The sequence below is a fragment of the Shewanella sp. TC10 genome (genome assembly GCF_009663145.1).
GTDB lineage: Bacteria > Pseudomonadota > Gammaproteobacteria > Enterobacterales > Shewanellaceae > Shewanella.
Map to the genome: position 1 here is coordinate 42,629 of NZ_VKHR01000028.1, position 14,943 is coordinate 57,571.

Genomic DNA, 14,943 nt, shown 5'->3' on the forward strand with positions numbered 1-14,943 from the left:
AGCAATAGACTATGGCTATAACAATAGACACGGGCTAAAGCAAAGATTGAAAAAAGGCGGCATAACTATATGCCGCCTTGAATCATTAAGAACCGCTACGATAATTCGGCGCTTCTTTACTGATCGTCACATCATGGACATGAGATTCGCCCATACCCGCTGAGGTAATTTTTACGAACTCAGCTTTTTCATTTAATTCTTTAATGGTTGCACAACCAGTAAGACCCATACATGAACGTAACCCGCCCATGTGCTGGTGAATGATTTCTTTTAACTTACCTTTATAAGCAACGCGACCTTCAATGCCTTCTGGCACTAATTTGTCTGCAGCGTTATCGCTTTGGAAGTAACGGTCAGAAGAACCTTGAGTTTGTGTCATTGCACCTAAAGACCCCATACCACGGTATGACTTATAAGCACGGCCGTTATAAAGTTCAGTTTCACCTGGCGCTTCTTCAGTACCAGCAAACATAGAACCTGCCATGATACATGATGCGCCAGCAGCTAATGCTTTAGCTAAATCACCAGAGAAGCGAATACCGCCATCTGCAATCACTGGAATATCAAGATGTTTAATGGCTTCAGCTGCATCAGATACTGCAGTAATTTGCGGTACACCCACACCAGTAACGATACGAGTAGTACAAATTGAACCAGGGCCGATACCAACTTTAACCGCATCAACACCCGCTTCAACTAAGGCTAATGCGCCTTCAGCTGTTGCCACGTTACCGCCAACAATTTGTAAGTCAGGGAATGCTGCGCGAGTGTCGCGAATACGTTGCAATACGCCTTCAGAGTGACCGTGTGAAGAATCAATCAGCAATACGTCAACACCTGCTTTAACTAATGCTTCAACGCGTTCTTCGTTGCCTGCACCAGCGCCAACAGCAGCACCAACACGTAAGCGACCTAATTCGTCTTTACATGCGTTCGGTTTACGTTCAGCTTTTTGGAAATCTTTAACAGTGATTAAGCCTTTTAGCTTGAAGTTGCTATCAACCACTAATACTTTTTCAACGCGATGTGAATGCATTAAGGTTTGAACTTCATCTAATTTGGTTCCTTCAAGCACAGTAACTAGACGATCTTTAGGCGTCATCACTTGCTCAACGGTACGGCTCCAATCAGTAATAAAACGAACATCACGGCCAGTGATAATACCCACAAGCTCATTCGCATCGTTAATCACTGGGTAACCAGCAAAGCCATTGCGTTCAGTCAACTGTTTAAGCTCAGCAAGCGTGGTGCTTGGCGTCACTGTTACAGGTTGCTGTACGATACCGGCTTCATAAATCTTAACTTTACGAACTTCTTCAGCTTGTTGTTCAATCGTCATGTTTTTATGAATAAAACCTAGACCACCTTCTTGTGCCATTGCGATCGCTAAGCGAGCTTCAGTGACGGTATCCATAGCTGCAGATACAATAGGGGTATTTAATTCAATTTTTTTAGTCAGACGAGTTTTTAGAACAGCGGTATTTGGGAGGACGGTTGAGTGAGCAGGCACTAGTAGTACATCATCAAATGTTAGTGCGTCATTTCTTAATCTTAACATGCAACATCTCCCAGAAAGTGTAGGGTTTAGAAAGGGTAAATATTGCGGCGGGATTATACCTTGCATATTTAGGTTGGTAAATGGAAAATAGTGAAAAAATACTCTTGGTCGGTTGAATTTGATGAAAAGCTCGAAAAATAATGTTTACACCGTTTCCCGATTAAACGGTGAAGTCCGCCAGCTGCTTGAAGGTGAGCTAGGTAAGGTGTGGCTTGAGGCCGAAATCTCGAACTTTGTTTCCCCAAATTCAGGTCATTGGTATATGACCCTAAAAGATAGTCGTTCGCAAATTCGCTGTGCGATGTTCAAAGGCCGTAATCAAACCGTTCCATTTAAGCCTGTTAATGGTCAACAAGTATTAGTTAAAGGCTCCATCAGTGTTTACGAACCTCGTGGCGACTACCAACTCCTTTTAGAGTCAATGCTGCCTGCTGGTGATGGACTTCTTGCACAGCAATATGAAGCACTTAAACTCAAATTAGCCGCCGAAGGCCTGTTTGCAACAGAAACCAAGCGCCCATTGCCACAAAATATTCAACGAATTGGTGTGATTACCTCAGCCACTGGCGCTGCAGTAAGAGATGTAGTTAAGGTTTTATCGACTCGTGATCCTTCTATTGAAGTGGTTGTTTATCCTACTCAAGTACAGGGTGCTAACGCGGGTAAGCAAATTATCAAAGCGATTGCTACCGCCAATAAGCGCTTAGAAGTCGACGTACTACTACTTACCCGGGGTGGTGGCTCATTAGAAGACTTATGGTGTTTTAATGATGAAGACCTTGCTCATGCCATTTATAACAGCGCCCTGCCCGTTGTCAGCGCTGTAGGTCATGAAATTGATACCACAATCAGTGATTATGTGGCTGATGTACGTGCACCAACGCCTTCTGCTGGAGCGGAGTTATTATCGGATGATAAAGGCAATAAAACTCAAAAGCTCAATCTCACCTTTTCAAGACTTCGCCAAGCAATGCGTCATTACTTATTACACCAAAGCACACAACTGACTGAGTTAAGCCACCAGCTGCAACGTGAAGATCCTAAAAGGCAACTACAACAACTTGAGCAACGCTTTGATGAAATGCAGCTAAAACTTGAGTCGGCCATGCAATACAAATTATCCAACGCCGCGTTAAAACAGCAACGCTTGAAAGGCCAGCTTCAGCAGCAATCACCCGCTCATAAGCTAACACTAGAGCAAAACAAGCTGGGTTATTTAACGAGTCGTTTAAAAGAAGCGATTAAAACTAGGTTAGTTAATGCCAACCAGCAAGTCAGTTACAGTGCTCATCAGTTAGAAACGGTCAGTCCACTGGCAACGTTAAGTCGTGGTTACAGTATTACCCGTGATGGTGAAGGAAAGATTTTGAATAACGCCAATCAAGTTAATCCCGGCGATACGCTGACAACTACCTTGAATCAAGGTGAGATTAAGTCCCTAGTCCAATAAATTGATTGAAAATAAATTGATTTGAAGAAAAAATGAAAATCCCGCTTTTTACTCGCGGGATTTTTAATGCTGATTTATTTGATCTTAGCTGTTGTCATGTTTAGCTGCTCAAGCCTCTAAACCTCTCCCCCTCTAAACCTCTTTAACCCTCATTAGCAGAAGCGGTAACAAAAGCATAAACCAAGAAACACTACCGCCACTGACAATCACTTCTGACTCTATCACTTCAACATATTCATCTTCGTAGACTTCATCTCTATCACTGCTTTCCAGTGGCAATGCATATAAACCATCTGACTCATCTGCGCTTAATGTCGCCACAATGTCCTCATATCCAAGTTCATATAAATCAATCAGCACATCGTAATAATCGGTTTTATAGCCTTGAGCTAACGTCGTTAATAATTCGTAATCATCATCCGTGGCGTCACCATAAATAGTAAATACTTCAGTAGAGTAATAGTGCTCCCATGGACCGCCATTGCGGCTTAAATATAGCTCAGCATAAACATTAGCTGGTTCACCTTGAGTAAATCCATAAACATCAGCATCAAAGGTCACGCTAAAAGTTTGGTAAAATCCGTCTTCATCAAAGTCATCAAACAGGCGGCTATAAGCCTCATAAATATCAAAATCGCGATAACCAATAATAGACTGCTGCGATACGTGATTAGTTAATGATTGGCTATTAGGTGACTGAGATTCAATGCTGTTATTTGCTGTTGCTGTATTGGTTGTTACAGAAGGAGTTGTTGCTGTATTTTTTGTAACTAGATTTACTGATGTTTCAGATTTTAAAAGTGCTTGAGATGCTTGGTTGATACTTTGCAATGCATTGACAGATAACTGCCCTGCATGGCGTAAACTCATTATGTACTCGCGCGTTGCACGCTTAGTTGTCGGCCTCCCTTGCTCAGCATCAGATTGACGCTTGGCTTTTTCATCCGTAATCAATTGCAGCATGGTTTGCTTTTGCTCGGGTGATAATGATGATTTAGCTTCAGGTTCACTTAAAGAGGCAGCGCCACTAACTTGCCTCCCTTCACTGACAACAATGATATCTTGATTATATTGCTCTCCATGAGCTATCGGCGTAAGAGTAAGCATTAACGCACAACTCACTTTACTAAAAACACTAATCACCTGACTGAAACGGTTTTGCGTTATCAATTTAATATCCATTTTATGTTCCCTCTCATTCAGATTTAACCGCAAGAGTGAATTGCAATTGATCACTCAAAGCCTGTTATTGATGAGTTGTTATTTAAAAGGAACCAAAATGAATGCAAGCTGAACACGAAAAATGGCTTACAAGAATTGGCTTAGATAAAAAAGGATTAAAAATGACTTAGATAAATAACCAGCTGCTGTGCCACTAAAAGCTATTCATCTTCTATTCATATAAACCCATCCATACTTTGAGCGAATACCAGAGCAATTGATATTCAGCCATGCAGATGTTTCTATATTGAAAGGGATCTTTTACACTAAGAACTGATTTTAAAGATATTTATTGATGTGGACGCCGCAAATGAGCAAATTAATCAAAAAATTAGGCAATACCTTGTTATCACTCATGTTGTTTTCAATGACAACCGGGTCGATACAAGCTGCGCCATTAATAATGATTAGCCAAAGCAGCGCTATTTCAATGTCTTCTTTTGCCAATGCTAACCAGCCTGGGATCAATAACAAATCAAAAGGCGGTTCTGGTAAGTCGCAATCTTTAGCTGTCAAAAGTTCTTCACAAGCTGCTCAACTCGCCAAAAGACAATATTCTGCAAAAGTACTATCGGTCCAATCTACAAAAGTAGGTGGTTCCCCTGGCTATCGAGTCAAAATGCTCTCCAATCAAGGAATGGTGTTTTATGCCACCGTTAATGCGCGAACTGGCTCAGTTTCAAGGAAATAATCATGAGAATATTGCTAGTTGAAGATGATTTAGGCTTACAACGTAATTTAAGCGAGCACTTACAGGCTGCTAATTACAGTGTCGATCTTTCATCAGATGGTGAGGATGGTTTATTCCAGGCCACTGAGTATCAATATGACGCCGCTATTATCGATGTTGGTTTGCCTAAAATTGATGGCCTTAGCTTGATTACTCAGTTACGTAACAAGCAAATTGATTATCCCATTTTGATATTAACGGCCAGAGATGGCTGGCAAGATAAAGTACTGGGGTTAGATTCTGGCGCCGATGATTACCTGACTAAACCCTTTCAACCAGAAGAACTTGTCGCGCGTTTAAATGCATTGATCCGCCGCTCTGTTGGTCAAGCAAGCCCAACGGTAACAAACGGCCCTTTTAGTCTGAATACTCGCACACTTGAGTTAATGCACTTACAAAATCCAATTATACTCAGTAGCTCTGAATTTAAATTATTTGAATACTTCATGCTCCACCAAGGAGAAGTTATTTCAAAACCAACTTTGATTGAACATATTTATGATCAAGATTTTGACTTAGATTCTAATGTCATTGAAGTGTTTATTAGACGCTTACGAAAAAAACTCGATCCTGAAGGTGACTATAAGTTAATTGAGACCCTGCGCGGTCAAGGGTATCGTTTACGCCAATTGGGTTCGAGCTAGCAGCCATGGGGAGTAAAGTTAACGCCATTAATCATTTAACCAAAGGACTGAGTAAACTCAAAAGCCAATGGTTAAACAAGCAAATACTGACAAAGGCATTTGGTGGCGTAAACTCACTAACTTTTCGTTTAATGCTCAGTGGTCTATTACTAATATTGGTCTTATTGCCTCTAATCGGTGTCACCGTAAATAGCGCCTTTCAGCATCAAATAACCCAATCGATAAACAATCAATTACGTGCTTACGTTTATTCAGTGCTAGCCGTTACTGAAGTCAAAGACGATAAAGTCGTTATGCCAAATTACTTGTTAGAAAATCAGTTCAATGTCATCGGCTCTGGCTTATATGCGCTTATCACTTCTAATAATGAACTGGTTTGGCACTCGGAATCATTCTTTGGCTTAGACCTACCTACAACAAGCTCTACAGATATAGCCCTGCCAACCCCTGTAATGGGGCAAGGTTCGTTAACTCAGGTTCGATTTGACGATTTAGCCGGGAATGGCGACAACAACCATGTGGTATATAGCTTTAGTGTCAGTTTTGAAACCAATGAAAAACCATTAGCCATCACAGTTCATATTGTTAAAGATGATGCAGATTATCAAAAACAAATTAGTGAATTTAATACTACTCTATGGACATGGCTCATCGTCTTAATGATTATGTTAGCGCTCGTTCAAGGAGTGTGGCTATTTTGGACATTAAAGCCTTTAAACCAATTTACTAAAGAGCTCGCACTGGTGGATAAAGGGCAGCAAACACGCCTTAATCAAGATTATCCTAACGAGTTAAATGCTGTAGCAAAACAGCTAAACGTATTACTAAATACTGAGCAACAACAAAGGCTACGTTATCGTAATGCCTTAGCTGATTTGGCACATAGCTTAAAAACCCCGTTAGCTGTTCTGCAAAGCCAAACCGATTTAAGTGAAGAGTCTAAAGAGCAAGCGACTAATATTAACAACATCATTAGCTATCAACTGAACAAAGCTAAATCCAGTGCTAACCAAGCATGGCATTTAGGGAGCAGTATTGATGATGTTGCCAGTAAACTGATTCGAACCTTAGCCAAAATTTATCAAGACTCCCACGTTGATATCGATTACCAAGCTGCTCCTAAGTTAATGTTTAAAGGCGAAGAAGCTGACTTACATGAGATGTTAGGTAATTTGCTGGATAACGCCTGTAAAGCCGCTAAGTCCCAAGTCTGTTTATCTGTTGTGCAAACTGACTCAGTACTTAGCTTTACCATTGAAGATGATGGCCATGGCCTCACAGAGCAACAACGCCAGAATATATTTGAACGAGGCATTCGCGCTGATACTTATCATCAAGGACATGGTATTGGCTTGGCTATTGTTCAGGATTTAGTAAAAACCTACCAAGGCGAGTTAGTCGTGTCTCAGTCAGAAGATTATGGCGGCGCTAAGTTCAGCTTGATATTTAACAGCTAAAACGTCTTCTAAATAAATTGATGTAATTATCGATAGTTTATACCCATGTTACCTCAAGATGCTTTGTCAGGCACAAGCTCGGATAACAATGCAAGGCGTAACCTGAGGTAATTGTTATTCACTTTTCAAAGGTTACAACGTAGCAGTGGTTTTCGAGCTTGCGCCCCAAAGGGCAAGCCAAATAGCACCAATCTGCGTTGTTATAAAATATCAATGTAGAATAACTATACTTCAATTTTATGCCTAGCATCTTGGCACTATTTGCCTTGCTGACTTTGCATCCTGAAGTATCATGGGTATATTCAACAAGCTTATTGCTTTCATCCTACGTTCATTTTCACTTGGTTATGCTATCTCTAACATTCGTAAAGTACCGCAACTTGGTACCTGGAGATAACATGACTTTATTATCTATCCCCAATAAATTAATTAAAGCTGGATTAATCAGCTTATGTTTATTGTCGCCGACAGCGGTGTTGGCTGTTGATAGCAATAATCCGTCAGAATATGAACAAACTCAGCAATCAGAGGCGGAGCTGGCACAAATGCTAGCGCCTATTGCGCTATATCCTGATAGTTTGCTTACCCATATTTTAATTGCAGCGACTTATCCTCTTGAAGTTGTGCAAGCGCGTCGCTGGGAGCAACAAAACGCCAGTTTAGACAGCGAGCAAAAAATGCAGCAAGCTGAGCTGCAGTCTTGGGATCCTAGCGTCACGGCGCTCATCGCCTTCCCAACGGTACTGGAGAAATTAAATGAAGATTTAGATTGGACTCAGACCTTAGGCGAAGCTTTTTTACAAGATGAGGCCTACGTTCTTGCTGGCATCCAAACCTTAAGACAGCAAGCAGATGAGGCTGATAGTTTTAACGACATGGATAACATGACTGTGACTCGGGTTGAGAAACAGATCATTATTGAACCAGCAAAGCCTGAAGTGATTTACGTTCCTGTGTACGATACTAGAGTGGTTTATGGTCACTGGCACTGGCATGCATATCCACCCGTTTACTGGCACTACCCAGCTTATGCTTATTATCGCCCGCACCGCCCTATCTATTGGGGGCCTAGCGTATACATTAACTTCAACTACTTTTTTGGCGCTGTACATTGGTCACATCACCGTGTCGTGGTAGTCAATCATCGCAATACCCGTTATTACCGTAAACCACACAAAATAGCTTACAGCAGTGGCTCAAAGCGTTGGACACACAAACCTGCCCATCGCCGTGGTGTTGCTTACAAAGCACCAAAAGTCAGCCATCGTTATGACAAAGCCCGTTATAACAAGGCACACAGCAAAACTAAAGTGACTCACAATAGGGTTAATAAAGCGATCAGCAAGCCCGTCCATAGAGTTGATAATAAATCAGGAAATAAACATAACGGCCATTATACGAAGCAAACTCAGCAGCAACGAGTCAATAAGTCGTTAAAGGATAATAAGCGTCATACAAATAGTCCTAATAAGAGTGTGCAGAATAAGTCGGTAAATCGTCAGTATGCTAGTAAAAATAATGCGAGTAACAAAACGATTAACCATAGCACTAAGAGCCGACAATATAGCAAAACACCAAGCTATAGCTCATCTAAAGCAAGGTCTTCACACTCTGGGTCTAAAAGCTCTAGCTATAAACAATCTGTTAATAAAAAATCTGTTAATAAAAAATCTGTTAATAAACAGTCTAGTTCTAAAAATTATGCTTCAAATAGAAGCGCATCTAAAAACTATGCTTCTAACCAAAGAAGCAATAATAATAGGTCATCAAGCCACAGAGCATCGAGTAGTCGCTCATCGGCACCTAAGCAAAAGGCCAGATAAAGCGAAGTAACTATTCGTTATTCTAAAGATAATTATTCGAAAGGTAGTTAATCTAAAGGTAACTATTCCAAAAGCCGTAAGCTAAAAAACAAAAAAGCCTGAATTATTCAATTCAGGCTTTTTTATCAATGTTAAAAGTCGCTTACTTTTTACGACTATTAATATGGCTCATCGCGCGCTTACGACGACGCTCTTGGCTAATCGTCAACTTCTCCGTTTTACCTTGGAATGGGTTTGCCCCTTCTTGGAAACGGATTTGAATTGGCGTACCAATCACTTTTAATGAACGACGGAAGTAGTTCATCATGTAACGCTTGTATGAGTCAGGTAATTTACTCACCTGATTACCATGTACAACAACGATTGGCGGGTTATAACCACCAGCATGAGCATACTTAAGCTTAACGCGGCGACCATGTACCAATGGAGGCTGATGATCGTCTTGTGACATTTGCATGATACGCGTCAACATAGAAGTACTAACACGGCGAGTCGCACTGTCGTAAGCTTCTTCAATTGATTCGTATAAATGACCAACACCAGTGCCGTGTAATGCTGAAATAAAGTGAATACGGGCAAAGTCGATAAAGCCTAAGCGGCGATCTAATTCACTCTTAACGCTTTCTTTAAATGACTGGTCTAAACCATCCCATTTGTTCACTGCAATCACGATTGCACGACCTGCATTCAAAGCAAAACCTAATAAACCTAAGTCTTGCTCAGAAATACCATCTTGTGCATCAATAACCAGTAAAACCACGTTAGCATCTTCTACCGCTTTCAAGGTTTTAATAACCGAGAACTTCTCGATGGTTTCATGTACTTTGCTACGACGACGAACACCCGCAGTATCAATCAATACATACTCACGGTCTTCACGTGTCATAGGAATGTAAATACTGTCACGAGTTGTCCCAGGTGCATCGTAAACCACTACACGTTCTTCACCTAAAATACGGTTAGTCAGTGTTGATTTACCTACGTTTGGTTTACCGATGATAGCCAATTTAATTGGCAAGTTTTGCAGGCGCTCTTGCTCTGCTTCCGCTTCTTCTTCGGTGTATTCTCGAACTTCTTCACCTTCATCATCTGAATCTTGGCGAGTAATACCCATTGCTTCAGCATAAGGTGCTAGTGAGTATTCAATCATGTTGGTCACACCGCGGCCTTGCGCAGCTGCCATTTGATATACTTCACCTAGACCCAATGACCAAAATTCAGCACAAGCCGAATCAGCGTCAATACCATCAACTTTGTTTGCAACAACAAAGGTCGTCTTATCACGGCTACGTAAATGCTCTGAAATTGCTAAATCAGCAGACGTTAAGCCAGCACGAGCATCAGTTAAGAATAATACGACATCAGCTTCTTCAATCGCAGCAAGCGACTGTTCAGCCATTTTGGTTTCGATCCCTTCTTCAGTGCCGTCGATACCGCCAGTATCAACCACAATAAATTCGTAACCAGATAAAAACGCACGACCATATTTACGGTCACGGGTTAAACCAGGAAAATCGGCGACAAGCGCATCTCTTGTGCGAGTAAGACGGTTAAATAAAGTTGACTTACCAACATTAGGTCGCCCCACCAGGGCCACTACAGGGATCATGATTTTGCCTCTAAAAACTTTTAAATAAAAAGCCCCCGGAACACACTTCCAGGGGCTCTAATAAGGTTTACTGGTTAATTTATGGCAGAATTACAGTAGCTAGCTTCCCGCTGCGACCTTGCACATAAATTTTATCTCCAGCCACAACCGGCTGTGAGAATAAACCATCACTATCAACCTCAACTCGACCAGCGACTTCGCCAGTGTTGCGGTCAATAAAGTGTAGATAACCTTCAAAGTCACCTACAACAATATAAGAACCAATAACTGCAGGAGACGTTAAGCTACGGTTAGTTAACGTAGTATTACTCCAGAGTTCCAAACCATTTCGTCTATCTACTGAGTAAATACGACTATGATCATCAACAACATAAAGTCCAACACCTGCAGCGGCTAATTCATTAAAGCTTGAATACTTACGAGTCCAAACAACTCGACCGGTTCTAAGCTCCATTGACACCAAGTTACCATTGTAACTTACCGCGTATAAATTATCGCCCAAAATTAACGGTTTCATGTCTACATCGGCCATACGAGTGAACTCGTTACCACCTGTTGGTGTAAACACTGCTTGTTCCCAAGCAACTTGACCATTATTTTTGACAATAACTGATATTTTACCATCTGCAGTACCTAGGAAGAAACCACCAGAATCGTATGCAGCTGAACCTGTACCACGAAGGGTCAAGTTAGGCAGTTGCATTTCGTGGGTCCATAACTTGGTGCCATCTTCAATTGAAAATGACTCAAAGTTACCATCACTGGTATGCACAGCTACAGAATCCTCAGACACTGTAGGTGGCGACAAAAGCTCACCACTGGCAATGGCATGCCACATGGTTTCACCTGTTTTAGCATCTAAAGCAACTAGCAAGCCTGATTCACCGCCAATAAAGACCTTATTACGGCCAACAGTGACACCTGCAGCAATTCGCGCTTCTTTGGTTTTAGCCAGCGCAGTATCTTTAAATTCTGCCGCTAAATCTTTACGCCAAGCGACCTTACCCGTTTCTTGCTCATACGCAATGACAGTACCGTTACGGTCAGCAGCATAGACATGACCATAAAATACAGCTGGTGTTAGTTGTGAGTAGTAATCACCCACACCGTTACCCACGTTGACAGACCAGTTAACTTCTGGAAATACAGTCGCTTGGATTTCAGTAAGTTCTGTTACAACTTCTTCTTCAACATCACTTGAAGAACAAGCAGATAGCATCGCGACACTTAAGCCCGCTGCTAGCAAGGTTTTGCATAAAGACTTCATTCGGCTAATTCCTTATGCCTTGTTTAAGTTGTCTAGCTTCATTTGTAATGCAGGACTTGATAACGAGCCGCCATTATCAACAGCAGCTTGGTAAGCCGCTCTAGCTTTATCCATGTCGCCTTGACGCACTAAAAAGTCGCCTTTTAACTCATCACGTTGAGCATTAAATGCTTCATCGCTAACTTGCTCTAATGTTGCTAATGCAGTGCCTAAGTTGCCTTGCTCAGCTTGTACACGAGATAAACGAATTGTCGCTAATGATGCTAAAGATGCACCAGGGTTTGCTGCAATGATTTTAGTGAAGGCAGCTTCGGCCTTATCTAAATCACCCGCTTCTACAGCCGCTTTAGCAGACATTAACTCAAGCAAAGCTTGGTAACCTTTCTGATCATGTTGCTGACCAAAATCGCTCACTGCCGCCATAACAGCAGCGCTATCAGCACTATTAGCTGCAATGCTTTGGAATGCTTCAGACGCTGCTTCAGCATTTTCGATTTTCACGTCAGAATAGTAATTCCAACCGTATAATCCACCTAGACCTACGACGGCGCCCACTATGATTGAGCTGCCGTAATCTTTCCAGAACTGCTTAATAGCATCTACTTGTTGTTCTTCTGTGCTATAAATATCCACGCGCACTTCCCCTTTCTATTCAGTTCTGTTTATTAGCTAAACGCTAATATTAAAATAATGATTTAATCGTGGTCGCCAAATCGTCTCGGGCCACCAAAAGTTGTTCGTTCTTGTTTCTCAATGGTTTAACAGCAACCTGTTGGTTTGCAATTTCGTTCTCACCAATGATTAACGCATATTCAGCACCGCTTTTATCAGCACGCTTCATCTGCTTTTTAAAGTTACCACCACCACAATGACTCATGACTTTAAGCTGTGGCAGGCTTTGACGCAACTCTTGAGCAATTTTAATTGCTTCAACTAAACAGTTTTCACCCATTGCTGTGACATAAACATCAACAACTGGGGCAACATCTTTGTTTAGCTCAAGAGTTTCAAGCAGTAAAACGATACGCTCAAGACCCATTGCGAAACCAACTGCAGGCGTATCTTTTCCACCTAATTGACCCACTAAGCCATCGTATCGACCACCAGCTAATACAGTACCTTGAGAACCTAAGCTGTCAGTAACCCACTCGAAAACAGTGCGGTTATAGTAATCTAAACCACGTACAAGACGAGGATTAATTGTGTATTGGATGCCGACAGCGTCTAAGAGTTCACATAAGGTTGAAAAATGTGTTTTTGACTCTTCACCTAAGTACTCCATTAGTGCTGGCGCATCGGCTAATAATGCTTGTACTTGAGGAGATTTAGAATCTAAGACGCGCAGTGGGTTTGAGTACATACGGCGCTGTGAATCTTCGTCAAGTTGCTCTTTATGTTGCTCAAGAAACGCAATTAATGCATCACGGTAAGCAGCGCGCTCAGCTGGATCGCCCAGGGTGTTTAGCTCTAACTTAACATGTTCAGTAATACCAAACGATTCCCACAGACGCGCTGACAGCATTAATACTTCTGCATCAATATCAGCACTTGGAATACCATATACTTCAACACCAAACTGGTGGAATTGACGGTAACGACCTTTTTGAGGACGCTCATGACGGAACATAGGTCCCATGTACCATAAACGTTGCTCTTGGTTATACAGTAAGCCGTGCTCGTTACCTGCGCGAACTGTTGACGCTGTACCTTCTGGACGTAAAGTTAAGCTGTCTTCATTACGGTCAGCAAAGGTATACATTTCTTTTTCAACGATATCGGTTACTTCACCAATTGAGCGTTTGAAAAGATCGGTTGATTCAACAATCGGAGTACGAATTTCGCTATAGCCGTATGCACTAACAGTTGAGCGAATAACCGCTTCTACTTTCTGCCATACTGGGCTTTGCGTTGGCAGAATGTCATTCATTCCGCGAATTGCTTGGATCTGTTTAGCCACGTTTTGCCTACTTGTGTTAACTCGCCTTAGCCTTGCTCAAAGTTAAATCGTTTTGTTCGATTTAAAATCGATGACCGAGGGCTTAAATTAATCTACATGCCTTACACAAAAATACACCTACCATCGCTGGTAAGGTGTATTTAATATCTAAAACAAACTTATTCTGTTGCGTCTTTAATATCGATTCTGTTTTGCATTATCGCAGCTTTTGCACGAATTTTAGCTTCTAAAGAATCCACTAAATCATTGTTATCAAAACGCTCTTTTTGACGTTTACCGTCATCGTAATAACCACTTTTGCCATGGCTACCCGTTAAACCAATATCTGAAACTAATGCTTCACCTGGGCCATTAACCACACAGCCAATGATAGAAACATCCATTGCAGTGGTAATATCTTCAAGACGCATTTCAAGCGCATTCACTGTATTGATCACATCAAACTCTTGACGAGAACATGACGGACAAGCAATGAAGTTAATGCCGCGACTTCGAATACGCAGTGACTTTAAGATATCAAAGCCCACTTTGATTTCTTCTACTGGATCGGCAGCAAGTGAAATACGTAGTGTGTCACCAATACCTTCAGCCAGTAACATACCTAAACCAACCGCTGATTTCACCGAACCTGCACGCGCTCCGCCTGCTTCAGTAATCCCTAAATGCAGTGGCTGTTTAATTTGCTTTGCCAATAAACGGTATGATTCAACGGCTAAAAACACGTCTGAGGCTTTTACACTGACTTTAAACTGGTCAAAGTTAAGACGGTCTAAAATATCCACATGACGCATAGCGGATTCAAGTAATGCTTCAGGTGTTGGCTCATGGTATTTATCCATCAGGTCTTTCTCTAATGAGCCACCATTGACGCCAATACGAATCGGAATATTTTTATCTCGCGCACATTCAACAACGTTACGTATACGTTCTTCATTACCAATATTGCCAGGGTTGATACGTAAACAGTCAACGCCATATTCAGCCACTTTTAACGCAATACGATAGTCAAAATGAATGTCTGCAACCAATGGGACTTTGACACTTTGTTTGATCACCTTAAATGCTTCTGCAGCATCCATAGTAGGAACTGAAACACGCACAATATCTGCACCGACTTTTTCAAGTGCACGAATTTGAGCTACAGTCGCTTCTACGTCTGTCGTTTTGGTGTTTGTCATTGATTGAACTGCTATCGGKGCACGGTGCCCCGATAGCAGTTCAATCAAT

Annotated in this window: 12 protein-coding genes; 5 read left to right on the plus strand and 7 right to left on the minus strand. The window is 41.7% G+C overall.

The genetic code is table 11. The features are described from left to right. Positions 1-85: 85 nt before the first annotated feature. Entirely contained in the window at positions 86-1,558 is a 1,473-nt protein-coding gene (gene guaB / locus FNZ24_RS11300) for an IMP dehydrogenase (RefSeq protein WP_153914589.1), read from the minus strand. A 121-nt stretch (positions 1,559-1,679) separates the two neighbouring features. On the opposite strand from guaB, the gene xseA reads away from it, so the two are divergent. Then, positions 1,680-3,008: an exodeoxyribonuclease VII large subunit gene (xseA, locus tag FNZ24_RS11305; RefSeq protein ID WP_153914590.1), complete on the plus strand. Its 1,329-nt coding sequence runs from the start codon at positions 1,680-1,682 to the stop codon at positions 3,006-3,008. A gap of 132 nt (positions 3,009-3,140) precedes the next feature. Here the strand turns inward: xseA and FNZ24_RS21485 are convergent, their stop codons facing one another. Next, a complete protein-coding gene (locus tag FNZ24_RS21485; protein ID WP_228768456.1) occupies positions 3,141-4,190 on the minus strand; it encodes a choice-of-anchor H family protein in 1,050 nt (349 codons plus the stop codon). A 349-nt stretch (positions 4,191-4,539) separates the two neighbouring features. On the opposite strand from FNZ24_RS21485, the gene FNZ24_RS11315 reads away from it, so the two are divergent. The 4 genes from FNZ24_RS11315 (at position 4,540) to FNZ24_RS11330 (ending at position 8,883) form a co-directional block, all read left to right on the plus strand. Further along, positions 4,540-4,920 carry a PepSY domain-containing protein gene (locus tag FNZ24_RS11315; RefSeq protein ID WP_228768457.1) on the plus strand — a complete coding sequence of 127 codons (381 nt, stop codon included), beginning with the start codon at positions 4,540-4,542 and terminating at the stop codon, positions 4,918-4,920. A gap of 2 nt (positions 4,921-4,922) precedes the next feature. Continuing rightward, complete coding sequence (locus FNZ24_RS11320) at positions 4,923-5,603, plus strand: response regulator transcription factor (protein WP_153914591.1); 681 nt, start codon at positions 4,923-4,925, stop codon at positions 5,601-5,603. A 131-nt stretch (positions 5,604-5,734) separates the two neighbouring features. Beyond that, positions 5,735-7,060: an ATP-binding protein gene (locus FNZ24_RS11325; protein WP_228768459.1), complete on the plus strand. Its 1,326-nt coding sequence runs from the start codon at positions 5,735-5,737 to the stop codon at positions 7,058-7,060. Between the two features lie 398 nt (positions 7,061-7,458). Beyond that, complete coding sequence (locus FNZ24_RS11330; RefSeq protein ID WP_153914593.1) at positions 7,459-8,883, plus strand: DUF3300 domain-containing protein; 1,425 nt, start codon at positions 7,459-7,461, stop codon at positions 8,881-8,883. Positions 8,884-9,025: 142 nt separating this feature from the next. Here the strand turns inward: FNZ24_RS11330 and der are convergent, their stop codons facing one another. The 5 genes from der to ispG all read right to left on the minus strand — a co-directional run bounded on the left by der (position 9,026) and on the right by ispG (position 14,942). Then, positions 9,026-10,492: a ribosome biogenesis GTPase Der gene (gene der, locus FNZ24_RS11335; protein ID WP_153914594.1), complete on the minus strand. Its 1,467-nt coding sequence runs from the start codon at positions 10,490-10,492 to the stop codon at positions 9,026-9,028. 79 nt (positions 10,493-10,571) lie between these two features. After that, positions 10,572-11,759 carry an outer membrane protein assembly factor BamB gene (bamB, locus tag FNZ24_RS11340; RefSeq protein WP_153914595.1) on the minus strand — a complete coding sequence of 396 codons (1,188 nt, stop codon included), beginning with the start codon at positions 11,757-11,759 and terminating at the stop codon, positions 10,572-10,574. 12 nt (positions 11,760-11,771) lie between these two features. Continuing rightward, the gene (locus tag FNZ24_RS11345) at positions 11,772-12,392 is read right to left on the minus strand and encodes a tetratricopeptide repeat protein (protein ID WP_153914596.1); all 621 of its coding nucleotides are present in this window, start codon (positions 12,390-12,392) and stop codon (positions 11,772-11,774) included. 49 nt (positions 12,393-12,441) lie between these two features. Beyond that, positions 12,442-13,716, minus strand: coding sequence for a histidine--tRNA ligase (hisS, locus tag FNZ24_RS11350; protein WP_153914597.1), 1,275 nt, complete (start codon positions 13,714-13,716; stop codon positions 12,442-12,444). Positions 13,717-13,874: 158 nt separating this feature from the next. Then, entirely contained in the window at positions 13,875-14,942 is a 1,068-nt protein-coding gene (gene ispG, locus FNZ24_RS11355; RefSeq protein WP_267463731.1) for a flavodoxin-dependent (E)-4-hydroxy-3-methylbut-2-enyl-diphosphate synthase, read from the minus strand. Position 14,943 lies beyond the last annotated feature (1 nt).

Coding starts and splice junctions, on each gene's coding strand:
- guaB (WP_153914589.1), bottom strand. CDS start 1,558: ATGTTAAGATTAAGAAATGACGCACTAACATTTGATGATGTACTACTA.
- xseA (WP_153914590.1), top strand. CDS start 1,680: ATGAAAAGCTCGAAAAATAATGTTTACACCGTTTCCCGATTAAACGGT.
- FNZ24_RS21485 (WP_228768456.1), bottom strand. CDS start 4,190: ATGGATATTAAATTGATAACGCAAAACCGTTTCAGTCAGGTGATTAGT.
- FNZ24_RS11315 (WP_228768457.1), top strand. CDS start 4,540: ATGAGCAAATTAATCAAAAAATTAGGCAATACCTTGTTATCACTCATG.
- FNZ24_RS11320 (WP_153914591.1), top strand. CDS start 4,923: ATGAGAATATTGCTAGTTGAAGATGATTTAGGCTTACAACGTAATTTA.
- FNZ24_RS11325 (WP_228768459.1), top strand. CDS start 5,735: ATGCTCAGTGGTCTATTACTAATATTGGTCTTATTGCCTCTAATCGGT.
- FNZ24_RS11330 (WP_153914593.1), top strand. CDS start 7,459: ATGACTTTATTATCTATCCCCAATAAATTAATTAAAGCTGGATTAATC.
- der (WP_153914594.1), bottom strand. CDS start 10,492: ATGATCCCTGTAGTGGCCCTGGTGGGGCGACCTAATGTTGGTAAGTCA.
- bamB (WP_153914595.1), bottom strand. CDS start 11,759: ATGAAGTCTTTATGCAAAACCTTGCTAGCAGCGGGCTTAAGTGTCGCG.